Consider the following 23,713-nt stretch of genomic DNA (forward strand, 5'->3'; position numbering starts at 1 on the left):
AGGAGTTGATTTACGATAAGAAGTAGCAATTACGATGCCAGTATTCGTATGAACGAATCTACTTTTTCGCTTATTGCCAATCGGCCCGCTGCGGTAGTAAGTAGAAAATGATTCCCCTCGATGAATTCTACCCCGGGTGTTTCCGAGTTAATCGGTAGAATTTTGTCCTCGGTTCCGTGAATGCGAAGTAAAACACCACAGGCCTCGGTTCCGGGCCACTTGCCTAAGGCGTCTATGATCCATCGGTAGAACTCGGGGTTCGTACGTCGTTCTATAGCTTCAATGGCCACATTATTTCCCTTGCCCAGAATGGCATTTCGACAAGCCCATCGCTTGCCCAGCCACCAACCTAGGCGATAGGGGATCCACCTGTGTAGCCCCCAATTTAAGGCACGTCTGTGAATGGCGGGTAATTCTTGAGGTGTGGTGAAGGTCGAGATCAAGATGCAGCCACGTAGGTTGTAGAGCTTGGCCATTTCCATGGCTATGGGGCCGGCAAAGCTCATGCCCATGATCAGGTCGTCGTGTCCGAGCTGCAGGTGGTGCGCCCATCGATGAGCGTATTCGGATATGCTTTCACCACGTAGGTGAGGGATCTGGTGATGAACCTCGACGGGCACCAGGGGACTGATGCGTCGCACGGCTCGCGGATCCATTCCCAATCCGATTAGGGCGACCACGCGCATTACAAGTATTTTTGAATGGCCTTGGTGAGTTCTTCGGCGGTATGTCGATTCACCGAAATGATCTCACGACCGTAAATGAAGGCCTCACCCCCGTTGAAATCCGCAACTACACCACCTGCTTCTTTTACGAGCAAAGCCCCTCCGGCAACGTCCCATGGACTTAATCCGTATTCATAGAAACCTTCGAAACGTCCGCACGCGACGTAGGCCAGATCAGTAGCGGCCGATCCGAGACGACGAACCCCGCGGGAGTGTTGCATCATATGCGCTAGAAGGTCGAGGTACCCCCGCATGAAGTCAAAATCGCAGTAGGGAAAACCAGTAGCGTACAGACTCGCGGCAAAAGCCGTTTGTGGACTCACTTGGATGCGGTCGCTATTGAGATAGGCACCTCCTCTTTTCCAAGCGTAAAAATTCTCAGCCTTTGTGATTTCATAGACCACACCGACCATGAGCTCGTGCTTGTAAGTCAAGGCTACGCTCACCGCATAGCACGGAATTCCGTGAATGTAATTGGTGGTTCCATCGAGTGGGTCGATGATCCACAAAATGTCTTGCCCTTCTTCGCCTGCCGTGCCCTCTTCTGTAACGAATCCTGCCTGCGGCACGATTTGCAACAGTCCGTTTACGAGCTGCTCTTCGGCGGTTTTGTCGACATAACTAACCAGCGAATTGAAGCTCTTACGCTCGACGTGCTGGAAAGCGTTGAAGTTATTTCTTTCGTTCTCAATGTATCGCCCGACTTGTTCGGCTAGTTTTGCTACCCTTAGCGTAATCTCCTTGAGTTCGCGGTCGTTCATTTCCATAGGTTGGTTCGATCTTCAAGTTCGCGCTTTTCGACCAAGGTATAGCCCGTGTCGGTCATAGCTTTCCCCCACTTGTCGAGCTCAGGATTGTTGGCCGGAATATGATCCTCGCGGGTGTCGTAGGCCTCTCTTGATGACCAAAGTGCCAAGGCAATGTACAGGCCTTTTTCCCGATCGAACCACAAACGGCTTCCGCCACTGTTCGAATAGTGAAGGTAGATCTCCGTCACTCTAGACCAGGCTTCTTCAAAAGCATCGCGCTGATTTGCGGGCACGGCAAAGACATATTGCATGGTGATCATAACGCGAAATATTCGATTTACCTCAAAGGTAGTCAATAGGGTTCAAGCGACGTAAAGGCAGTATGAACTTTAATATGGAAAGAAAACGGCCCTCTAACATTTGCATAAATAATTAAAAATCAATATGTTATATATGAACTGAAACTCAAAAACACGAAAAACTACATTATGTCTACAGCAGCTACTAAAAAAATGTCGAAAACCAGCTATCTAGAGCTATTGCATAGCACTATAGAAAGCAAACAATTCGAGCAATTGTCGGCCCAAGAAATTGCAGAGATCGAATTGAAGTTCATGTCGCGAATCAGCGATATTGCAGAAGACCGAGGTGAGGAGAAATTCACTGAATTCAGGAATACCTTGGAAGAAGCGACCAAAGAGATCCGACACAAACTTTCAGAGATCTTCTAATTCTCCCGATACAACTTAATCAATTTCTGTACTGAGCCCGAAGGAAGCAATTCTTCGGGCTTTTTTTATTCAATCTCGGGATCGAGTCTTATTGCAAGCTCTATTCACTCTATTGACATTCGAAGGTTCAAAGGTTAATCTGCTACTTTTAGAATCTTCAACATTCACCCTACGACCTACAGATTGATCGCAGCAGTTCTTCTGATTATTTCAAGCTCTTTGAATGGCATAGCTCAAGACGCTCCAATGATTATTGAAGAACGATCAATAGTTGATTTGTCCGAGTATCCCGTTTACTCGTATTTGGTCGACACTGTGGAAGGAGATGCCCAATGGAAGCCCGAATTCGAATATCTCGAAGAGGTGAACATGTTTGCCCTTACGTACTTGAGCGATGGGCTCAAGGTTCGGGGGTTCGTTGTAGAACCAACAGGGGACGGCCCTTTTCCCTGTATCATCCTTAACCGAGGCGGAAACAAGGAGCTTGGAGCTTGGAACGTCGGTGGAATCGCCATGTTCGTGGCGAAATTCGCCGCCGCCGGTTACGTGGTCGTGGCCCCTCAGTACCGAGGTAATGGTGGAGGGGAAGGAATTGAAGAGTTCGGCGATAGCGATGTAAACGATGTTGTGGTTCTTCCGAAGGTACTGGCCGAGCTTCCAAAGGCCGATACGAGTAGAATAGGCATGTTTGGTTGGAGTAGAGGAGGAATGATGAGTTATATCGCGCTTAGGCAAATAAATGGCATAAAGGCCGCGGTGGTGGGAGGTGCTGTTTCAGACCTGGGCACCATGGTCGACGATCGACCGGAAATGGAAGAGGTCTGTATGGAACTTATTCCCGGTTTCACTGAAGCGAAGCCTCAAAAACTCGAAGAGTGATCCGCGGTGTATTGGGCCCACGAACTGCCCGGGAGTGTTCCTCTGTTAATTCTTCATGGGGCATCCGATTGGCGCGTAAAGCCCGAACAGTCGATGCGTATGACTCTTGAATGCGATAAGTACCGCATACCATACCGATTGGTCATTTACGAAGGAGGAGATCACGGCATCAGTGAGCGCAAAGAAGAGGTCATGGAGCAATCAATTGCCTGGTTCGATCGATTCGTGAAGAACGGAGAAGAACTACCCAATATGGAGTTTCATGGGCGTTGACCCTTTCACTGGACCGATTTCATTTGATCGATTAGGTCCACAACGGAACCGGAAGTTAAGAGCTCCTCTGGTTTCAACGCATGAAGAAAGCCTTGTTTCGCAATATGGTCGACCATATCCAATAATGGGTCGTAATAGCCATCTACATTGAGGAGTCCGACCGGTTTATTGATGATCCCGAGTTGATTCCGGGTCAGGATCTCGAAGAGTTCGTCCAGAGTTCCCAATCCGCCCGGGAGGGCGACAAAACCATCGGCAAGCTGTGCCATGAGCGATTTGCGCGCGTGCATGCTTTCGACGACGTAGAGTTTGGTGATACCGCGGTGGGCCCTTTCAGCCTGAACCACTCGGTCGGGAATGACGCCGTAAACGTTGCCGCCCCCATCGAGTACCGCGTCGGCCACAGTGCCCATGAGTCCGGCCTTGCCCCCGCCATAGACCAGGCCAATGCCCTGACGGGCCATTTCTGCGCCCATTTCTTGAGCTGCTTGGATGTACTTAGGATCGCTCCCCGTAGAGGAGCCGCAGAATACCGCTATGTTTTCCATGGACTTAGGCGTGAATTTCCGCCTCAAGGTACTCAAACCGCACAATTCCGTCCTCGTCGATGTAGGTCAACTTCACCTGCGCGCGGGTGTTGACCAAGGCTGGATCCCAGGGTGTTTTGACCTTGACGTAGTTTTCGGTAAATCCGTGAATGTAGCCTTCTTTGTTTTCGCCTTCGAACAGTACATCGAAGGTGCCGCCCAGTTGCGACTCGTAGAACTGGCGCCGCTTTTTAGCGCTCAATACCCGCAACATCTTGGAGCGTTTGTGACGTACTTTTTTGGGAACAACGCCTTCCATATCCGCCGCTTCGGTATTCGGACGTTCACTGTAGGTAAATACGTGCAAGTATTTGATTTCGAGATCATTGAGAAAGTTATAAGTCTCAAGGAAATGATCGTCGGTTTCGCCGGGAAAGCCTACGATCACATCGACCCCGATACAGGCGTTGGGCATAGTCTCGCGAATGCGGGCGACGCGGTCGGCATACAGCTCGTGCAGGTAGCGCCGCTTCATTTTCTTGAGGATGGCGTTGCTTCCGCTTTGCAAGGGCACGTGGAAGTGGGGGACAAAGCGCTCGCTGGTCGATACGAAATCGATGATCTCGTTCCGCAATAAGTTCGGTTCGATGCTCGAGATGCGGAAGCGGTCGATGGGTTCTACTTGATCCAGCGCTTGAACGAGCTCCAAGAACGTGTGCTCGTGTTTTTTGTTCCCAAACTCTCCTTTTCCATAGTCACCGATGTTGATGCCGGTGAGCACCACCTCTTTGCGTCCTTCGTCGGCAATGGCGTAGGCCGATTTCACCACGTCGTCGAGTTTTGCCGAGCGCGAGATACCGCGCGCGAGTGGAATAGTGCAGTAGGTGCATTTGTAGTCACATCCGTCTTGCACCTTCAGGAATCCACGCGTGCGGTCTCCGGCCGAGTAGGCGGGGACGTAAAAGTCAGCCTCGTCGATCTCGCAACTGTGCACCTCGCCCAAATCGTTCTTGCTGAGGTCGTTGATGTAGTCGGTAACCTTGAACTTCTCGGTAGCTCCGAGCACGAGATCCACACCCTCGATATCGGCGATCTCCTCGGGTTTTAGTTGGGCATAACAGCCCACCACCACAATAAAGGCCTTCTCGTTCTGGCGCAGCGCCGAACGCACAATGTGGCGACAGCGCTTATCGGCATTGTCGGTCACCGAGCATGTATTGATCACGTATACGTCGGCCTTTTCCTCGAATTCCACGCGGTCGTACCCCATCTGTTCGAAGTCCCGCGCAATGGTCGAGGTCTCGCTGAAATTGAGCTTACAGCCCAGTGTATAAAATGCTACTTTTGGCGTATGCGTCATGGGCCGGCAAAGATACTGCTTTTTGTGCTGTTTTTCAGCATCTTCACGGGTTGCGGACCCGATCGTCGCGAGTGCCCGGGCATGGTGTTTCGCTACAACGAGTCGGCCAACATCACCACCTTGGATCCGGCCTTTTCGCGCAATCAAGCCCTGATCTGGGCCACGCACCAGCTGTACAACGGACTGGTGCAGCTCGACTCCAACCTTCGTCCGCAGCCGTGTATTGCCAAGTCCTGGACCATTGACAGCACCCGAAAGGTCTATGATTTCTGCCTGCGGCACGATGTATATTTCCACGCGCACCCGGTCTTTGGGGACGACTTTGACGACCCTTCTGCGGAGCGGGGTAGACCCGTGACCGCCCAAGATTTCGTTTACAGTTTTGACCGTTTGACCTCGCCCGAACTAGCGGCTCCGGGGGCTTGGGTCATGGAAAATGCGAAAAGTTATGCGGCGCTGAACGACACTCTTTTGAGGATCGAGCTCCACGAGCCGTTCCCCCCATTTTTAGGCCTGCTGTCCATGAAGTACTGTTCGGTAGTTCCGCGCGAGCTCGATGAGCACCCGGAGTACGACCTGCGCGATGAGCCGATAGGTACCGGACCGTTCTATTTCAAGCTCTGGGCACAGAACGAAAAACTCGTTTTCAGGCGGAATCCCTTCTATTTCGAGTCTGACGACACGGGCCGTGTGCTCCCATACCTGGAGGCCGTGGCGGTAACTTTTGTTCCCGATAAACAAGCCGCGTTCCTCGAGTTGGTGAAAGGGAATCTCGACTTCCTCAGCGGGCTCGATGCGAGCTACAAAGACGAGTTGCTCACCTATGATGGCGAATTGCGAGAGAAATACCGCGATCGCTTTTGCCTCACCACGTTGCCTTATTTGAACACGGAATATTTGGGCATCGTGGTCGATTCGAACCAGCGCATCGAGCCGCTCAAAGAGCGTGCCTTGCGGCAGGCCATGAACTACGGATTCGACCGGGCCGAGATGATGCGTTATCTGCGCAACAACATCGGCGAGCCCGCCACGGCCGGATTTATACCCCGGGGCCTCCCCAGCTTTGATGAGGTGGTGAAAGGCTACCGCTATGATGTGGATACGGCCAAAGCCCTCCTTCGGGCCGTAGGCCCAGAACTACCCGAAATAACGCTGCAAACCAATGCGAGTTACCTCGATCTGTGCGAGTATATGCAGGCGCAGTGGAACGACCTTGGGATTCCGGTGAAGGTGGAGTTGTTGCCGCCGTCGACCTTGCGGCAGATGATGGCCACCAGTAAATCGCCGTTTTTTAGGGGGAGTTGGATCGCCGATTACGCCGATGCCGAGAATTACTTGAGTCTGTTTTACAGCGCCAATGCCGCGCCGAATGGGCCCAATTACACGCATTTTAGTCATCCGCAGTTCGATGCGTGGTACGAAGAAGCGCGCACCGAAACGAATGACTCGGCCCGATATGCGCTATATCGACGAATGGATTCGCTGCTGCTTTACGAAGCCCCGGTGGTGCCGCTGTTCTATGACGAGGTGCTTCGCTTTACGCGTAAGGAGGTGCGTGGGCTCACTCCAAATGCGCTGAATTTGCTCGAGTTGAAGCGGGTTGAGGTGGCAGATTAGACCGGGCTCAAATAATCGAAGTGAGTCAGTAATTCAACGAAGCAAGCACCTTCGATGAATACGCCATGGCCAACTCATTCAACCGGGTTACCTCGATCGTCGTAATTTTCGAATGGGAAGTAATCCAAAACGTCGTACTCCCAAACATTCGTCGGGAATATTACTACCGGGTTTGCCGTTTCATCTCCTATGTTCTTAAAGGCGTGCGGAACCATGGGAGGAATATTTACAATGTACGGAGCCGAAATCGTGAAAATGGTGTCACCCAAAGCGTATAGAATTTCCCCTTCGAGCAATACATGAGCCTCCTCTCCTTTGTGGGTGTGCATGGGCGGAGCTCCACAGGGAAAAGTCTCCGTAATGCCAATCACGAGATTTTGATATGCGTTTTTATAGCCCTCCATTACATGCACATATTCTCCGGGCCCGGGATTGATGGTCGGCAATTCCTCCACATTGGCAGCGTAGTTTCTCCAGTGGGTCAAATTCTTGGTCTCGTACCCGGCCGGAACCGTTCTTCGTTCCAAAACCTTACGTTGATGATGCTGTGCGTGCAAATAGTCAATGATCGAATCCGGAACCGTCTTTATTTCATCGACCAACGTTTCTATCGAAAAGGCCTCGTGAGCCGCAGCCTACTTTCCGTTTCGTCGTGCGGCATCTGTGGGAAAACCGAACTCAGCTACCTCGAGTTTTCCGGCGAACGATTTTCGGACCCTCAACGGGTCGATGTGGAACTCATCCCGAGCTTGTTCGATAAAATGGAAACGACTCAACATGGGTTTTCAGCATCGGGAGGCAGCCACGCTGCTTCGGCCTTCACGCTCGATGGCGAACTCCTGTGTACCATGGAGGACATCGGTCGACATAATGCCGTGGATAAGGTGGTTGGCGATCTCATCCTATCCGATCGGTTCCATAAGGCCAAGATCATGACCGTTTCGGGCCGGCTCTCCTACGAGATCGCAATTAAGTGCTTCAAAGCACAGATCCCTTTTCTGGCAGCGGTTTCCGCACCGTCGTCACTGGCGGTCGATTATGCAAAAGAACTTGGCATCACGCTATTTGCGTTTTGTCGCAAGAACCGAATCACGTGCTACGCACACCCGGAACGCGTTCCGGGCGCGGTGGCTGTGCACCAAAGTACCTGATATGTCCAACAACCTCAGCGAATTACTGGGCCGTAAAGGCGTCGACGAAAACCTGTTCGATAAACTAGGTCGCTCCGCTCAACCTCAGGGTACGCCCGACGAAGAAACGCTGGCGCAACTCGCCAATGAATTCCTCATCGGCAAAGCAAATACCTACGGCACGGCGACCTTTTACGACTTTCTAAAACCCGAAAACAAAGGCAAAAAGGCCTACGTATGTAACGGAACGGCCTGCCTTTGCGCAGGCACACAAGAGGAGGTGGCCAAACGACTGATCGATGTATATGGGGAAGCCGCGGTCGGACACATGACCTGCTTGGGGCGATGCCACGAAAACAACGCGTTCCACATCGATGGCACCAACTACTCGGTAAAGGCTATCGAAGACCTGGTAAACATTTCCAAGGGCGACTCGTGCAGTGGCTCCGATGAATACAATACGGGCGCCTACGGCGCGAAAGTGCTGCCGGAACCCTTTACCGATCTCGATACACACTACCGACCTTTCCTCGATGCACTGAACCGAGACTCCGTTCAAGTTCTAGAAGAAATCAAAAACATCCAACGTCCTAGGTAGGGGCGGGGCGGGGTTCCCGATGGGACTCAAGCTCGAATTCTGCCGCAACGAACAGAATCCCGTAAAATTCATCATCTGCAACGCTGATGATGGAGATTCCGGGGCATACTCGGACCGATACCTCTTAGAACAACGACCACATTCTGTACTCTTCGGAATGCTCATCGCCGGATACGTAACCCATGCCTCGCATGGCATACCGTACATTAGAGCTGAGTACCCCGAATCGGTGAGCATCGTTCAAGAGGCGATCGATACGCTTCGCGAGGTAGGACTCATCGGGAAAAACATCAATGGTAGTACCTTCAGTTTCGATTTCAAGATCATTCAAGCACAGGGATTCTATATCTGTGGTGAAGAGACTGCACTCATTAGTTCCATTGAATGCCAACGGCCCGAGGTTCGTGTACGTCTGCCATTTCCTGCTCAAAAGGGGCTGTTCAACAAACCTACTACGGTCAACAATGTGGAAATATTGGCCGCACTACACTACATCATTAGCAACGGTGGATCGGCATATAAAGCCTTGGGAACCGAACGCTCGTCAGGAACCAAGCTGGTTTCCCTCGACAGTTTCTTTGTCCATCCGGGAATCTACGAAGTCGAGATGGGCACGCCACTTTCGATCGTGGTAAATGAACTTGGAGGCGGATTCAAAAAGCCTGTAAAGGCGATGCAAATCGGTGGTTCCTTGGGTGGAGTTGAGCCGGTATCTAAAATCAATGACCTGACCATTGACTTTGAGAGCTTCGGATCGAATGGATTCTTACTGGGTAATGCCTCAGTAGTGTGTATACCTGAGCCTTTCTCCATGATGGAGTTTATAGAGCACCTATTCGATTTTGCCGCATACGAGAGCTGTGGCAAGCGCTTCCCATGTCGCCTCGGTACCAAGCGAGGTCACGAAATGGCACAAAAAGCGTTGAACGACGACTACCAGATCGATCGAAAGCTATTCGACGATCTGCTCTCCACCTTGCAAAAAGGATCCCTGTGCGCCCACGGCGGTGGTATTCCGTTACCGATCCGGAATGTCTTGCAGTATTTTGACGAAGAGCTCAAAACTTATTTCAATTAAGGCCATGCCACATTTTGCATATATCGATAACGAGGCCTTCGAGATACAACAAGGCGAAACCATGCTTCAATTCATCCGCCGGTATAAGGAAAAGAACCTTGTACCCACATTATGCGATGTGCCAAACCTCGATCCATTCGGATCGTGTCGCGTATGCAGTTTGGAGGTTTCACTGGAGGCGGGTGGACCAACAAAGACCATGGCTTCGTGCCATACACCCGTTGCGCACAACCAATATATTTACACGAGTACTGAGTCGATCAAACAGCTTCGCAAGAACATCGTGGAGTTGGTGCTGACGGATCATCCGCTCGATTGCCTCACTTGTGAGGTCAACGGAAACTGTGAATTGCAATCGGTTGCAGCCCAAGTGGGTATTCGCCAGGTGCGTTATCCCGAAGGCGAGACTCACCTCGATCGGCAAAAAGACTTCAGTCATCCCTACATGACCTCCGACCTCAGCAAATGCATCAACTGCTATCGCTGTGTGAGAGCTTGTGATGAGGTTCAAGGGGAATTCGTCCTAAGTATGGCCGGACGCGGGTTCGATTCACACATTGTCAAAGGTTTTGATCAGTCGTTCAGTGACTCGGACTGTGTAAGTTGCGGGGCTTGCTCTCAAGCCTGTCCGACATCGGCCATTTCCGATGTGTTTCAATCGAAAGCTATCAGCGCACCTCAAAAAACCCGTACGATCTGTACGTATTGCGGTGTGGGTTGTAACCTCGAAGTTTCTTCATCAAATGGCGAGATAGTGAGTATCAGGGCGCCGTACGATGCCGAGGTAAATCAAGGGCATACCTGCCTAAAAGGTCGTTTTGCCTTTGGATTCTACAACCATCCCGATCGGCTCGATTCGCCCATGATCAAGGGCAATGGCGAATTCGAAAAGGTGAGTTGGGATGAGGCTTACGACTATATTGCCGAAAAGCTGAACTACTACAAAAAAGAATTCGGACCCGATTCCATCGCCGGAATCTCTTCGTCGCGCTGCACCAATGAGGAGAACTACCTCATGCAGAAGTTTTTTAGAGCAGTGATCCAAACGAATAACATAGACGGTTGCGCTCGCGTGTGTCACTCTCCAACCGCGTTGGGCATGCAACGCACTTTTGGAACGGGCGCAGCGACCAATTCCATTGAAGATCTCAAACATACCGACTGTATTCTGGTCATTGGTGCGAATCCGACCGACGCCCACCCGGTCACCGGAGCCAAGATGAAGCAGTTCGCGATGAAATCGGACCACGTAACCATAGTAATTGACCCGCGTAAAACCGAGATCGCCCGCTATGCCACACACCACCTGGCCTTGCGACCCGGAACCAATGTGGACGTACTCAATATGATGATGTACTACATCATTTCGGAAGGTCTGGTAGACGAAGATTTTGTTTCGAATCGAACCGAGGGTTATGAAGCCTTCAAAGAGCAGATCCTGGCGCTCAACCTTGACTGGATGGAAAAGGTGTCGGGAGTGCCTAGAGAGCAAGTAAGGGCTGCAGCTATCGCTTACGCTACCGCTCCGAACGCCATGTCGTTCCACGGACCGGGTGTAACTGAGCATTCTCAAGGCACCTTTACCGTGATGCAAATCGCCGATTTGGCCTTATTGACCGGAAACATCGGACGCAAAGGAGTAGGGGTAAACCCACTGCGCGGGCAAAACAACGTACAAGGCGCGGCGGACATGGGTGTGCAGCCTCATCAAGGAGCGGGGTATCTGGATGTCAATAAGGACGACGTAAAGGATAAGTACAGCGCATTTTACGGGGTTGATGTGCCTAAACACATCGGATACAAGATCCCGGAAATGTTCGAAGCCGCGCTCGAAGGTAAGCTCAAAGCCTTATGGGTCATTGGTGAAGACGTGGTTCAGACCGACCCGAACACGCAAAAAGTTATCCGAGCTTTGAATGCTACGGATCTGGTCATTTGCCGGGAACTCTTTATGACCGAAACGGCTAAGCAGGCCGATGTGATCCTTCCGGGAGCTTCGTTCCTCGAAAAGAGTGGAACCTTTACGAATGGCGAACGTAGGGTTCAGGCCGTTAACCAAGTGGTGGAGCCTTATCCTGGCTCTAAACCCGATGGACAGATCACAGTGGAACTCATGAACCGCATGGGATATCCACAGTCCGATTATTCGCCTGACGGTATGTTGGATGAGATCAATCAGATCGTACCCTTCTTTGCGGGAATCACATGGGACCGTCTTGGTATCAATGGGCTTCAGTGGCCGGTGACTCGGGACGGACAAGACACCAAGATCTTACATGCTACTGAGTTTAAGCGAGGAAAAGGGTATTCCGAATTCAACGCCTGGCGCGAATCCGAGGAGCTGCTTTCTCACGCCGAAAAGTTCCCATACATACTAACGACAAACCGAGAGCTCGAGCACTACAATTGTGGGGCTATGACGAGGAGGACCATGAATGAGAAGCTCCTGACCGATGATTATCTCATGATCCACCCCGATGATGCGGCCAAGCATTTCATTAGCGAGGGTGACTATGTGTGTATCGAATCGAGTCGTGGCAAGGTCGATGTGAAGGCGCGAATCACAGAGGATGTCAATCCCGGCATCGTGAGCACTACATTCCATTTTCCGGAGATCATGATCAACAAAATCACCAGCGATGTTCACGACACCGAAGCCAAGTGCCCGGAGTACAAAGTTGTCGCCGTTCGAATTAGAAAGTCAAAGGGCAAATTCAAGAATGGCGGAAAACCGAAGGCGGCCGCGGTTGAGTGGTTGAGTGGTTCTTACGAAAGTTAATGGTTATTGGTTAATGGGATCGAATAATTAATGGAAGATCCTTGGCCCCGTGTTTCAACCCGGGGATTTAGTTTAGTTGATCCCACCCCTTCATTTCATAATGAAAATGTATGTGATACAGCCCCGGCCTTTAGCCCGGGGATCTTGTTGGTCGGTTAATCCCTACAGAACAATTCGTTTATGGAATGAGCACCCTTGGCCCCGAGCTTTAGCCTGGGGATGAAGCACTTTCAGCGCTAAATCAAATGAGCCATAGCCTACGGCCTATGGCTCATTGCCTCGAAGGTCCTCCGACCTGTTCAGGTTCCGCACGGCGCGTTCAAGCTCCTCCGGCACTTCCACCGTCTTTACCTGAACCGTCGCCAAGGCTTTCATTACACGTAACCTTCCTTTTTCGAGCTGCTTTTTGAAGGGCTCCAAACACGTTTTTCGGTACAAACCGATCAACGGAATATCTCTTCCGCCCGATATGAAATGAATGATGTCGAAAGCATCAATGTCCTCAACATACAGAAGCTGAAGAAGCTCTGTTTTAATGAATGGAACGTCACAACTCAAGAGTAAATTCCATTCCGTTTTACCGGCCTGTAACCCGCCGCATATTCCCGATACAGGACCCGAGTTGGGGATGAGATCCGGTACACGCTCGTACCCGAATACGTCGTGATCTGGATCATCGCTTACGATCAAAAAATCTGAAGCGATCGGATCTGCCGCAGAAATCACATGTTCCACGAATGACTTACCCTGCCAAAGCATTGTGGCTTTATCTCGCCCCATGCGTCGGCTTGTACCGCCGGATAAGACAATGCAGGTGAGCTTCATAATTCGTTTTTCTAGATACTTCCCGAATTAACCCCGTTAAAGATTCTCCTTGCAACGCTTTACCATATCCTCGCGCGCTTCTGGCTCTTCGTCGCTGTTCAATTGGTCCTTCAGCATTTGTCCCATCGTTGGGAATTCATTCTTGTCGAGCTGTATCCCGGGATCCCACAACCGAGACCGCATGAAGGCCTTTGCGCAATGCAAAAAGAATTCCTCCACCTCGACCACAATGCAAGTCAAAGGAGGCTTGAAATTACCTGTAAATCGCTCTAAGATCGCCTCGTCGGTCGTCATTACGGCCTTTCCGTTCACCCTCAAGGTTTCATCGATCCCGGGTATAAAGAAAAGCATTCCCACACGGCCCGATTCAACAATGTTTTTCAGGCTGTCGAGCCGATTATTTCCCCTGTAATCCGGAATCGCCAACCGCCCGTCGATCACCTGAACGAATCCGGCCGCTCCTCCGCGCGGCGATGAATCCAAGGTCCCATCCGCCCCCGCGGTCGAAATGACCACAAAAGGCGATTTTGAAATAAAATTCAATGCGTGCTTATCGAGCCTCCGCAAGGACTTCTTCACAGCCCGCTCACTCGGATAACCGTACAACTCCCGCAATTCCGCTTCACTCTTTATTACCATCCCCAAGTCTCTTCGTTCACACGTTATAAATTTCTGTTTTCAATTCCGATTTTCTGAGCCTACGGCTCGATTAATTTCAGTCGCACACCATTCAACCTTCCTTTGTCGGTTTTTACCAGCACCATTGTAGCCGTTGCTTTCGCTGTCGCCGTGGCCGTCGTAGAGGCTAAAGTTTACCTCTGCACCAGCGGGGTAAATCCCCCATAAATCATCCTACTCGCATCGAAGATCATCCGCTCGGGATCTACGAGCGGACCTACAATCCGGGCCATGCGCGGATCTTCCGGTACGCGTTTATTGGCCTCCTCACGCACCCCTTTCGACGGAAAAACCACCCAACCTACGACCACCACTTCGTCCGTTTTCAGTTCCACCGCCTCTACATACGATCGGGTACCTTCTAGATGCAGTTCATCGCCCAAATACTCTTGGTAGCTCAATGCCCCGTATTCTTTCCATACGGCGGCCACCTGTTCGGCTACGTTCCGATACTTGTCGAGGTGAATCCGAAGGATGGGAAAAATGAAGCAGTCGAGGTAGGGAGGGGCGGAGGTGCTCATTTATAGTCGGGTTGATTTTATGGGCCACAAAATTCTACCTCAATATACTGGAATCCACATCAAAGCCCTCATATATTGACTTACTCCCAAGTATAATGCCCCACTAGCGGATAGTGGTCGCTGATATCGACCTTGCGCACTCCGACGAATTGGGTGCGCAGCATGGGGTCGTGGAAGTGGTAATCGATGCGCAAGGGAATGAGGCTTTTACGATACGTTTTTCCCCAGCCGCGGCCGTGTTCACGGTAGCCATCGACCAGCTCTCGAGCCATTTCGCGGTACGCCGAACTTAAGGGAGTATCGTTGAAGTCGCCCACTACAAGCACGGGATAGGGCGATCCATCGATGTGGGTTTTAAGTACCTCTATCTGTTTTTCGCGGTATAGGAAACCGGTCTTGAGTAGTTTGTACATAGCGCCGAACCGCGTGTTGATCTTTTCGGTGGTGATCTCTTCGACCTTTTCGATAAGCTCTACTTGGCTATGCTCGAGCTGATTCGAGCTCACATGGCAATTGTACACCCTCAACGTATCGCCTCCGTAGAGCAGGTCGGCCCATTGAAAACCGTTCGCTCCATAATTAATGTGCTTTGGGAATACCTCGGAGTCGGTGCGTACCACTGGTAAATTGGTGAAGAGCGCGAGATTGCTCTTACCGTTCAGACGGGAGTATTCTTGGGAGGCCAACAGATCCACTTTTCGGCCTTTGTTGAATTCCTGCAGGGCAATGACATGAGCTTGTTCGGCTCTAAAGAAACTGTCGATGGTGCCCAGTAGGTCATAATCGGGACCCCAGTAGCTCTGATCGAAGTGACGGCTGTTGAGCGACAACACGCGCAGAGCATCTTTGTTGGCGGTGAGGGCTGTGGCACCTCCCCAGGGGAAAAATGCCGTGAAATGGCCCCATCCGGCCGCGAGGCCGAGAATCGGAATCAAAAGAATGCGTTTGAAGCGGAACAGCCAGAACAAAAGCCACAGCAACAGCAGCAGCAACAGTATGGGGTAGGCGAGGGCTGCGAAGCTGGCGAGAATGAATTGCGAGGGGGTGAGGTACCAGGCGAGGTAGCTGACGAGCAGCACTCCGACACTTAGCCAAGTGAGCGGCAGTAAGAGCTTATCGATAAATCGGTACTTGTTCACGCGGGGTTCAGTCCTTGTTCATCTTGAATAAGAAATCCTTTTCGTCCTTGGTGAGGCTGTCGTAGCCCGACGCGGAAATCTTGTCCAAGATAGCATCCAATTTGGCTTGACGCGAAGCTTTTTGCTCGTGATATTCGAATTCTGTTCGCGTTTTGGATTTATAAGCCGTGCGCATCTTCGGTTTCGGTTTAAAGAAAGTAAAGAAATTGTCGAGGAATCTTTCGAATCCGGACGCGATGTTGCTGCCTTTTTGCATTTGACGGGCATAGAGGAATCCGAACAACGCCCCACCGAGGTGAGCTATGTGTCCGCCCGCGTTCCCATTCGGTATACTCAAGAGATCGAGTAGGAGGTAAAAGATCGCAATGTGCTTCAGTTTCACCGTGCCTATGAACATGAGTCGGACCGTGTAATCCGGCACGAAGGCCGCAATGGCCACGAAGATCGCCATCACCGAGGCGCTGGCCCCAAGGGCTTGTGAGTAGGGGAGTTGGTTTGCAAAGACCGGGAACAGGTTATAGCTGAGAATGTACAATGCCGCACCTGCGAGTCCGCCCAAGAGATACACACTCAGCAACTTTTTCTCGTTCATGTACTCCAGGAAGATGCGGCCCCCGAAGTACAGCCAGATCATGTTGAATAAGATGTGTAGAAAGCCTTCGTGCAGGAACATATAGGTGACCGGTCCCCAAGGTTGTAAGAGCAGCGCTCCGGGATCGGCTTTCACCGTGAACCACTGAGCAATGGATAAGTCGAAGTTGAAGAAGAAGCCCAGCACCTTGAGGATGTTCACGATCAAGAACACCCCTACATTGATGTAGATCAGGCGGGTCATCATATCGCCCCGGTTAAAGTTTTCGCGTATTTCGTCCGTTATGCTCGCCATCAGTATCGGTGTCCGTTTTTCCGTTGCCAATATTTGATCAAAATGAACCCAAAGAGCATACCGCCTAGGTGGGCAAAGTGCGCCACGTTGCTCGATGGATCGTTCGCGATTCCGTTGAACAACTCAAGTAAACCGTAGCCGATCACAAAGTACTTGGCCTTTATCGGAAATGCGAAGTACAGGTAAATGCGCGTATTGGGGAATAGCATTCCGAAGGCCAACAGGATACCGAATACGGCTCCCGAGGCTCCAACCGTTGGGATATTATAGATCAGGTTCAGTTTCGCCAATGCCGGGTCACTATAGTTTTGTCCGCGCATCAAAATGGAGCTTCCTTCTTGGATCACGCGCTGTACCTGTTCTGCGGATACGCTCTGCGTCACCTGCATCAACTCAAAGTAGTTCCAACCGAGGTGGATCAGTGCTGCTCCGAGTCCGGTCGCCATATAGTAAATTAAAAAACGGCGTCCGCCCCAAACGTTTTCGAGCATGTTTCCGAACATCCACAGGGCGAACATATTGAAGAAAATGTGCCCGATGTTCCCGTGCATGAACATGTGCGTGATCAGCTGTAAAGGCCTAAAATGCTCGGATCCGGGCACGTAGAGCCCCAATATACGGTTCAGGTCCATGCCAAAAGTACTCTGCATCACCAGAGATCCTACGAAAAAGAGACCGTTGATGATCAGCAAGTTCTTGATTACTTCGGGCAATATGTTGAACCTTGTCGGTTGAAAATTCATCTACTGAAATCGTTTATCGAGTTCATCCAAACTCAGGGTGATGAGCACCGATTTACCGTTCGGTGCAACAAAGGGCTGTTCGCAGGCAAAGAGCTCATCGACCAGCTGGTGCATCTCTTCTTTTTCGAGTTTGGCCCCGCTCCGAACGGCCAAATTCCGTGCCATGAACCGGGCTAAGTTATCCAAATTGTCTCCGCCCAATTCGTTGCGGTGGTTCTTGAGGTCATCGAGCATCTTTTCGATCAAGCCCAACACGCCGGTTTCGCGTACTCCGGGCGGAATCCCGCGTACCACGATGGCTTGATGACCAAACCTTTCGATATCGAATCCCAGTTGCTGTAGCGCTTCTTGCTGCTCTTCAATGAGTGACAAATCGCCAGCCCCGAGCTCCAAGGTTTGTTGAAATAACAGTTGCCGGGTGGCAGTGTTCTGCCGGCTCAAACTCTTTTGAAACTGCTCGAACAGGATCCGCTGATGCGCGCGATGCTGATCGATGATCATGAATCCCGACTTGATGTGCGTCAGAATATACTTGCCCTGCAGCTGATAGGCCAGCACGCTGCGTTCCTCTTCCATAGGCAGGTTGGGCGTGCTCTCTACCTCTTCGGGTTCGCGGTAAACGCTGGTCCAGTCGAATTGGTTTTGGTGTGTTTTGGGCCTACGGCCCGATGCATCTCCGCCACCCCCGCCCGAACTTCCCGTATCGGCATCGAACGGATTGTAGTCCGGGTCGACCTCTATGGTCGGTACCCTGATCGGTCCGTCGGGGTTCAGTGGAATATCGTCGAAACTCGTTTCCCTTTCGAAATCGAGGCTCGGTGAAATGTTATACTGCCCGAGCGATTTGCGGATCGCGGACCTCAGAATGGCGTATATGGCCTTCTCGTCTTCGAACTTGATCTCGGTCTTGGTGGGGTGGATATTCACGTCGATGGTCTGCGGATCTACCTCTAGGTACAGAAAATAGGAGGGGTGATGTCCTTCGGGGATCAGCCCTTCAAAGGCTCTGCTCACGGCGTGGTGTAGGTAGGAGTTCTTTATGAATCTGCTGTTCACGAAAAAGAACTGTTCGCCCCGCGTTTTCTTGGCGTGTTCGGGCTTTCCCACGAATCCACCCACGGTCACCAGATCCGTTTCTTCGGACACCGGTACTAGTCGTTCGTTGAACCGCGGGCCAAAAACGTCGACAATGCGGCGGCGTAACCCATCGCGCCGTAGGCGGAAAAGCTCATGATCATTGTGATGCAAGCTGAAAGCGATGTCCGGATGTGCTAAGACCACACGTTCAAACTCATCGATGATGTGCTTGAGCTCGACCTTATCGCTTTTGAGGAAATTGCGACGGGCCGGAACGTTATAGAAGAGGTTCTTGACGGAGATGCTGGTGCCGCCGGGTGCTTGTACGGGCTCTTGTGCCGTGACCTCGGAACCTTCGATGGTCACCAGCGTACCAAGGTCTTCGCTGTGCTCCTTGGTCCGCAGCTCCACGTGGGCCACGGCCGCGATGGAGGCCAAGGCCTCGCCGCGGAAGCCTTTGGTGCAGATATGGAAAAGCTCTTCGGCGTTTCGGATCTTGGAAGTGGCGTGGCGCTCGAAGCAGAGGCGCGCATCGGTATTGCTCATGCCTTTGCCGTTATCGACCACCTGCACCAAGGTACGACCGGCATCACGAACGATGAGCGAAATGTCGGTTGCGCCGGCGTCGATGCTGTTTTCTAGGAGTTCTTTAACGAGAGAGGCCGGACGCTGAACTACTTCGCCGGCCGCTATCTGGTTGGCCACCCTATCGGGCAGCACCTGAATGATGTCGTTCATCGGAACAATAAGAGGTAGGCGAGGAAAAATAGAAAGGCCATGATCAGCACCAAGCGTCCGAATGGATAGCCCGAAGCTTGCAGCTTGCGGCGATTACTCCACGATTCTTGCAACCGGTCGCGGAATTCGACCTCTTTTTCACCTTCGTCGTTATACTTCTTTTTTAGATGATCCAAGCGCTCTTTTCGCTCGTCGTAATACCTCGGTTTAAAATCGAACCGACGTATTCTATTGATTTTCATGAAGGAGGGGAGTCTCGGAGCTTCCATGTGTACAAAGCTATCTTTTTTCTCTTAATTTAGGGCCGCCGGGACGAGCCAATGGTCATGAAACAGGCATAAGGAACAGCTGCATGAACGACAATAAAGGAGGGGAGCAAATGGGCGGACTAAAGAATCAGGCCAATACGACCGGATTCACGTACTACGTGCTTCCCAAATCGCCACTAGAACAAACACTTCGGGCGGTTCTCGAGACCATGAGCCGTGCACTGCATGTTTGATCTAATAACACTCCTAATTACAACGTTGTTTGGCTCGGTGATTTGCAAGAGGTTCAGGAGCTCTTGATACAGGCCAATCCGGGCGATTTGGTTGTGATCACCGCAGAGGATCAAAACGAGGTAGAGGTGGCTTTTGCAGAAGGTGCAGACGAGGTAATTCTATCCCCGCCCGAGGAACGTAATTTTCGCATGTTCGAAGCCCGATGGTTGCGCCGGAATTCAGGGTACGACCTTACCGCTCAGGTGGTGCTGGATGAGTCGGGCAAAATCGTGCGCTGGAACCGGGAGTTCTTGCTTCTGTCTGGCTTTCCGCTGAGCGAACTACGCGAGATGTCGTTCTCGGACCTCGCCGATTTGTCGTGCGACGAAATATTATCGGAACAATTGGCATTGGAGGATCCTACCTATTCGGGTCGACCCCAGAAATGGGTGATGCACACCTCCTTTCGGAAAGATATTGAAGTCCCGGCGAGCAGTCGATTGCTCAAAAGTGACGAACGCAAGGAGCTGGAGATCACCCTGCTTGATCTCAATAACCGCCGTCAATCGAGAACGTACCGCACAACACAACTGCTCAACGATATTGCTCGCAGTTCGCCGATCATTATTTCGATATACGATCTTCGCTTAAAAAAGGAATACTTACCAAAGCCGGTCGCTCTTCGCCTCGTTGGGCTATTCCAACGAGGATATTCAAAATGCCTTGAAAGGCAAAGGTGAGCACCAGCAATTCTTTCACGATGAGTATTTGTCGGCCATCGATCAGTACTACAAGGAGATTCTCGATTTACCCGATGGCGAAAAGAAAGAACTCATATATCGGGTTCGAGATAAAACGGGCAATTGGCAATGGATGCGGAAGATCAGTTCGGTCTTTTATCGCGATGAAAACGGAGCGCCCACTCAGGTACTCAATAGCTTCGAAAACATTACCGAGCAAAAGGAAAACGAATCCCGCATTTTTGAATCGGAGGCGCGAAACCGGGCCTTGATCGAAGCGGTTCCCGGTCATATTTTCCGAATCAATAGTGCAGGGGAGTTTATTGACTGCAAGATCGGTCCGACCGAAATCGACATATTCAATCCCAAGACCCGTACACGCGGTTCGTTCGACCAGATCACTTCCATGAATCTCGATGAAATGTTGCCGCCCGATTACCTCTCGAGTTTTAAGCATCATCTCAGTAAAGTGCTGGAAACAGGGCAACACCAATACCTCGAGTTCGACTTTTACATCGACGGGCAATTGCGCAGCTTTGAAATTTCGTTGGTTCGCAGTGGTGTTGATGAGATCACTACGGTGATTAACGAAGTCACCGACTCAAAGATCAAGCAACGACTCATAAAGAACCGCCTCAAGTTCGTAGAGCAATTCAACGAAATCAGTTCAAAGCTCATTGGGGTTTCCATCGACCGGATCGATGAGAATATCCGCGGGGTACTCGAGTTCGTCGCTGAGTATACGGGAGTCGATCGGGCTTATGTTTTCCAGATCGACGAAGAAGGAACGCATGTCGACCTCACCTATGCGTGGAACAGAGATGGAGTGCGTTGGCTCGGAGAGGTTCTTCCAAGAGTGAGTACAGAGCCCTTTGGATGGTTCCGTGAGAAAATGGAAGCGGGAGAGAACGTGGTTCGCGCACTCGACCCGGAGCGGGTAAAGACTTACCCAAAACTTATTCAGCAAATCCTCAGCCAATTGGGGAATAAGAGTTTTGAGAACATTCCACTACAAGAATCTGGGCACGTATACGGTTTCGCAGGTTTTGATTCCGTTTCGAACTTCCGCACGTGGACCAAGGAAGAGTTGCGGATTTATTTGTTTACGGCTCGTCTGATCTCTAGTGCCTTGCTGCGAAAAGAGACGGAGTTCAAACTCATTGAGTCTCGCGAGAAGGCCATAGAGGCCAGCACTGCCAAGGAGAACTTTTTATCGACCATGAGCCACGAGATCCGTACTCCGTTCAATGCTATTGTCGGTATGACCCATCTGCTCGAGAAGACCGACCTCTCTGAAAAGCAGGTCGAGACGCTGAATGTGGTCAAGTTCAGTTCTGATAACCTACTGAACCTCATCAACGATATCCTCGACTTCAGCAAGATCCAGTCGGGCCGTATTGAGCTTAAGGTAACCGATTTTTCATTGAACGAGTTAGGGACGAGCCTGCGCAATGCCTTTTTACCCAAAGCGCAGAAAAAAGGACTCGATTACAACGTCATTTGCGCCGACAAGAGTCCTGAATATTTGCGGGGCGATACAGCTAAGTTGCTTCAAATTCTGGGTACCCTGATCTCCAACGCGATTAAGTTTACCAATGAAGGGGAGGAAAAGGCAGAAGCCAAGTTTTTAAGCGAAGAAGACGACCAGATCTTCATTCGCTTTGAGGTAATGGATACCGGAATCGGCATTCACCCCGACAAACACTCGGAGGTGTTTGAGTGCTTTGTACAGGAAGACTCAAGCACGACGCGTAACTACGGAGGAACCGGACTCGGATTGGCAATTGTGCGGACCCTCCTGTTACACATGGGTAGTGATATTCACCTTGACAGTAACAAGAATGAGGGCTCTCGCTTTAATTCGACCCGAGCTTTGAACGAGGTGAGGCCGGTACGCAAACCGGACTGAAAGATACGCAGCAATGGAACGAGGGCGACCTGAACGGGAAGCACATCCTCCTGGTCGAAGACAATGTCCTGAACCAAAAAGTGGCCGAGCGTTTCTTGATGAATCACGGCATGGTCGTCACCATAGCTGAAAATGGAAGAATGGCCCTGCATGAACTGCAGGACCATTCTTTTGACCTTATTCTAATGGATCTTCAAATGCCCGTAATGGATGGGGTAGAAGCTTCACTTCAAATTCGGGCAGCTCAGACCGACTGGAGCTCGACTCCGATCATCGCATTAACGGCAAATGCGAATCAAAGCGTTGAGGATCAGGTGATCGCGGCCGGAATGAACGATTACATTACCAAGCCTTTCGATCCGGAGATTCTAAAACGCAAATTGATGCACCGGATCTATCGATCTTAAGCTTCTGCGAAGATCTCTTCGAGCTTCTCGCGCAATTCTTCTCCGCGCAAGTTCTTAGCGATGATGGTTCCATCAGGATCCAACAACACAGTGTGAGGGATAGAGCGCACACCGTACTGTTTTCCGGCGGCATTGTCCCAACCACCCAAGTCGCTCACTTGTGGCCACATCAATCCATCTTGCTCAATGGCACCAAGCCATTTCGCGCGATCCTGGTCGAAGCTTACTCCGAGGATCTCGAATCCTTTTTCGTGGAACTCGTTGTACATAGCCACAACGTTCGGGTTTTCCTGACGGCAAGTAACACACCAGCTAGCCCAGAAATCGATCAATAGGTATTGACCTTTGAACTGATCCGGTGAAATGGGTTGCCCGGCCGTGTCGTTCTGTGTAAAAACGACGGCTGGTTGCCCAACAGCTACCTTTTCGAGCAAAGCGATTTGATCTTGCAACAAGGTGTAGTACATGCTCGAACTCAGTGATGAGTCGATCACGGTCAATTCCGCCGATAGCTCCTCGGCTCCTTTACCATACAGATTGCTGAAGATCAAGTAAAGAGCGACAGAGCTCGACGCGTGGTCTGCGATGAATTTCTCGCGGAAACCATCCTGCTCTTCCATCAAAGCCTCGTATTCGGCATCGATCGTCGCCATCAAAACAGTATCGCCTTCCTGCTGAGCTTGCATGTAACGCATATACAAAGAACGATTTTGCTCGTCGAAAGCCTGCATACCTTCAGTGAACGAAGCGTAGGTGTCGTAAACCTCTGAACCGGTTACGGTCATGGCATCGATTGAATCCATGGATCCGGTCAAGGTTACCTTATCGTCAGCGATGAACAGGTCAACGATGGAACGGCCTTCACCAATACGCAAGTAGTACAATTGACCGTCTACGCGATCGCCCTTCAGGGTAAAGTGTCCTTCCGAATCGCTGTAGGTGGAGTCGATCACTTCGTACTCACCATCGACCAACGCCAATTGGCGAATCATGACCGAGTCGGCACCTGCAATGGTTCCGTTGATCGAATAGCCGGCAGTATCCTCGGCCTTTTGGTTGGTACATGCACCCAGGGCGGCCAATCCTAGTGCGAATAACATTACTTTCTTCATATACGTTATT

Annotated in this window: 27 protein-coding genes; 12 read left to right on the forward strand and 15 right to left on the reverse strand. The window is 51.1% G+C overall.

Annotated features, from left to right (window positions below; genetic code table 11):
• Positions 1–29: 29 nt before the first annotated feature.
• Genes J4F31_01555 through J4F31_01565 form a run of 3 tightly spaced genes read right to left on the reverse strand, consistent with a single transcriptional unit; the run spans position 30 to position 1,794 of the window.
• Positions 30–686: a hypothetical protein gene (locus J4F31_01555; protein MCE2495268.1), complete on the reverse strand. Its 657-nt coding sequence runs from the start codon at positions 684–686 to the stop codon at positions 30–32.
• On the reverse strand, positions 686–1,486 hold the full coding sequence (locus tag J4F31_01560) for an inositol monophosphatase (protein MCE2495269.1): 801 nt from the start codon (positions 1,484–1,486) through the stop codon (positions 686–688). The genes J4F31_01555 and J4F31_01560 overlap by 1 nt, the downstream gene beginning before the upstream one ends.
• Positions 1,483–1,794 (reverse strand): hypothetical protein, encoded by a 312-nt coding sequence (locus J4F31_01565; GenBank protein ID MCE2495270.1) that lies wholly within the window; start codon positions 1,792–1,794, stop codon positions 1,483–1,485. The genes J4F31_01560 and J4F31_01565 overlap by 4 nt, the downstream gene beginning before the upstream one ends.
• 168 nt (positions 1,795–1,962) lie before the next feature.
• Between J4F31_01565 and J4F31_01570 the strand changes: the two genes are divergently transcribed.
• From J4F31_01570 to J4F31_01580, 3 genes are all read left to right on the forward strand, one after another.
• Positions 1,963–2,205, forward strand: a complete 243-nt coding sequence (locus J4F31_01570) for a hypothetical protein (GenBank protein MCE2495271.1) — start codon at positions 1,963–1,965, stop codon at positions 2,203–2,205.
• A gap of 219 nt (positions 2,206–2,424) precedes the next feature.
• The gene (locus J4F31_01575; protein ID MCE2495272.1) at positions 2,425–3,084 is read left to right on the forward strand and encodes an alpha/beta fold hydrolase; all 660 of its coding nucleotides are present in this window, start codon (positions 2,425–2,427) and stop codon (positions 3,082–3,084) included.
• A 6-nt stretch (positions 3,085–3,090) separates the two neighbouring features.
• Complete coding sequence (locus tag J4F31_01580) at positions 3,091–3,357, forward strand: prolyl oligopeptidase family serine peptidase (protein ID MCE2495273.1); 267 nt, start codon at positions 3,091–3,093, stop codon at positions 3,355–3,357.
• Between the two features lie 5 nt (positions 3,358–3,362).
• On the opposite strand, the gene J4F31_01585 is transcribed toward J4F31_01580, so the two are convergent.
• Positions 3,363–3,905 carry a TIGR00730 family Rossman fold protein gene (locus tag J4F31_01585; GenBank protein ID MCE2495274.1) on the reverse strand — a complete coding sequence of 181 codons (543 nt, stop codon included), beginning with the start codon at positions 3,903–3,905 and terminating at the stop codon, positions 3,363–3,365.
• Positions 3,906–3,909: 4 nt separating this feature from the next.
• A complete protein-coding gene (mtaB, locus tag J4F31_01590) occupies positions 3,910–5,244 on the reverse strand; it encodes a tRNA (N(6)-L-threonylcarbamoyladenosine(37)-C(2))-methylthiotransferase MtaB (GenBank protein ID MCE2495275.1) in 1,335 nt (444 codons plus the stop codon).
• Between mtaB and J4F31_01595 the strand changes: the two genes are divergently transcribed.
• Positions 5,236–6,861, forward strand: a complete 1,626-nt coding sequence (locus J4F31_01595) for an ABC transporter substrate-binding protein (GenBank protein MCE2495276.1) — start codon at positions 5,236–5,238, stop codon at positions 6,859–6,861. The genes mtaB and J4F31_01595 overlap by 9 nt on opposite strands.
• Positions 6,862–6,935: 74 nt before the next feature.
• Here J4F31_01595 and J4F31_01600 read toward each other — a convergent pair whose 3' ends face one another.
• Entirely contained in the window at positions 6,936–7,388 is a 453-nt protein-coding gene (locus tag J4F31_01600; GenBank protein ID MCE2495277.1) for a cupin domain-containing protein, read from the reverse strand.
• Between the two features lie 12 nt (positions 7,389–7,400).
• On the opposite strand from J4F31_01600, the gene J4F31_01605 reads away from it, so the two are divergent.
• From J4F31_01605 to fdhF, 4 genes are read left to right on the forward strand one after another with little or no spacing between them, the layout of a single operon-like run.
• On the forward strand, positions 7,401–8,012 hold the full coding sequence (locus J4F31_01605; protein ID MCE2495278.1) for a formate dehydrogenase accessory sulfurtransferase FdhD: 612 nt from the start codon (positions 7,401–7,403) through the stop codon (positions 8,010–8,012).
• A 1-nt stretch (position 8,013) separates the two neighbouring features.
• Positions 8,014–8,589, forward strand: a complete 576-nt coding sequence (locus tag J4F31_01610) for an NAD(P)H-dependent oxidoreductase subunit E (protein MCE2495279.1) — start codon at positions 8,014–8,016, stop codon at positions 8,587–8,589.
• A 19-nt stretch (positions 8,590–8,608) separates the two neighbouring features.
• Positions 8,609–9,667: a hypothetical protein gene (locus J4F31_01615; GenBank protein ID MCE2495280.1), complete on the forward strand. Its 1,059-nt coding sequence runs from the start codon at positions 8,609–8,611 to the stop codon at positions 9,665–9,667.
• A gap of 4 nt (positions 9,668–9,671) precedes the next feature.
• Positions 9,672–12,446: a formate dehydrogenase subunit alpha gene (fdhF, locus tag J4F31_01620; GenBank protein ID MCE2495281.1), complete on the forward strand. Its 2,775-nt coding sequence runs from the start codon at positions 9,672–9,674 to the stop codon at positions 12,444–12,446.
• Between the two features lie 264 nt (positions 12,447–12,710).
• Here fdhF and J4F31_01625 read toward each other — a convergent pair whose 3' ends face one another.
• The 8 genes from J4F31_01625 to J4F31_01660 form a co-directional block, all read right to left on the reverse strand.
• Positions 12,711–13,226 carry a molybdenum cofactor guanylyltransferase gene (locus J4F31_01625; protein MCE2495282.1) on the reverse strand — a complete coding sequence of 172 codons (516 nt, stop codon included), beginning with the start codon at positions 13,224–13,226 and terminating at the stop codon, positions 12,711–12,713.
• Between the two features lie 81 nt (positions 13,227–13,307).
• A complete protein-coding gene (locus J4F31_01630) occupies positions 13,308–13,910 on the reverse strand; it encodes a pyridoxamine 5'-phosphate oxidase family protein (GenBank protein ID MCE2495283.1) in 603 nt (200 codons plus the stop codon).
• 173 nt (positions 13,911–14,083) lie between these two features.
• Positions 14,084–14,470, reverse strand: coding sequence for a DUF1428 domain-containing protein (locus tag J4F31_01635; GenBank protein ID MCE2495284.1), 387 nt, complete (start codon positions 14,468–14,470; stop codon positions 14,084–14,086).
• An 80-nt stretch (positions 14,471–14,550) separates the two neighbouring features.
• Positions 14,551–15,609, reverse strand: coding sequence for an endonuclease/exonuclease/phosphatase family protein (locus tag J4F31_01640; GenBank protein MCE2495285.1), 1,059 nt, complete (start codon positions 15,607–15,609; stop codon positions 14,551–14,553).
• 7 nt (positions 15,610–15,616) lie between these two features.
• A complete protein-coding gene (locus J4F31_01645) occupies positions 15,617–16,495 on the reverse strand; it encodes a rhomboid family intramembrane serine protease (protein ID MCE2495286.1) in 879 nt (292 codons plus the stop codon).
• Positions 16,495–17,238 carry a rhomboid family intramembrane serine protease gene (locus J4F31_01650; GenBank protein MCE2495287.1) on the reverse strand — a complete coding sequence of 248 codons (744 nt, stop codon included), beginning with the start codon at positions 17,236–17,238 and terminating at the stop codon, positions 16,495–16,497. Before J4F31_01650 ends, J4F31_01645 begins: the two co-directional genes overlap by 1 nt.
• Positions 17,239–19,053 carry a DNA mismatch repair endonuclease MutL gene (mutL, locus tag J4F31_01655; protein MCE2495288.1) on the reverse strand — a complete coding sequence of 605 codons (1,815 nt, stop codon included), beginning with the start codon at positions 19,051–19,053 and terminating at the stop codon, positions 17,239–17,241.
• Positions 19,050–19,295, reverse strand: coding sequence for a hypothetical protein (locus tag J4F31_01660; protein MCE2495289.1), 246 nt, complete (start codon positions 19,293–19,295; stop codon positions 19,050–19,052). The genes mutL and J4F31_01660 overlap by 4 nt, the downstream gene beginning before the upstream one ends.
• Before the next feature lie 110 nt (positions 19,296–19,405).
• Here J4F31_01660 and J4F31_01665 point away from each other — a divergent pair, with 110 nt between their 5' ends.
• The 4 genes from J4F31_01665 (at position 19,406) to J4F31_01680 (ending at position 22,591) form a co-directional block, all read left to right on the forward strand.
• A complete protein-coding gene (locus J4F31_01665) occupies positions 19,406–19,555 on the forward strand; it encodes a hypothetical protein (GenBank protein MCE2495290.1) in 150 nt (49 codons plus the stop codon).
• 42 nt (positions 19,556–19,597) lie between these two features.
• Complete coding sequence (locus J4F31_01670; GenBank protein ID MCE2495291.1) at positions 19,598–20,275, forward strand: PAS domain-containing protein; 678 nt, start codon at positions 19,598–19,600, stop codon at positions 20,273–20,275.
• On the forward strand, positions 20,226–22,184 hold the full coding sequence (locus J4F31_01675; GenBank protein MCE2495292.1) for a PAS domain-containing protein: 1,959 nt from the start codon (positions 20,226–20,228) through the stop codon (positions 22,182–22,184). Before J4F31_01670 ends, J4F31_01675 begins: the two co-directional genes overlap by 50 nt.
• Positions 22,185–22,264: 80 nt before the next feature.
• Positions 22,265–22,591, forward strand: coding sequence for a response regulator (locus J4F31_01680; protein MCE2495293.1), 327 nt, complete (start codon positions 22,265–22,267; stop codon positions 22,589–22,591).
• Here the strand turns inward: J4F31_01680 and J4F31_01685 are convergent.
• Complete coding sequence (locus J4F31_01685) at positions 22,588–23,703, reverse strand: AhpC/TSA family protein (GenBank protein ID MCE2495294.1); 1,116 nt, start codon at positions 23,701–23,703, stop codon at positions 22,588–22,590. The genes J4F31_01680 and J4F31_01685 overlap by 4 nt on opposite strands.
• Positions 23,704–23,713 lie beyond the last annotated feature (10 nt).

It is taken from the genome of Flavobacteriales bacterium (assembly GCA_021296215.1).
In the GTDB taxonomy this organism is placed as follows: Bacteria; Bacteroidota; Bacteroidia; order Flavobacteriales; family ECT2AJA-044; genus ECT2AJA-044.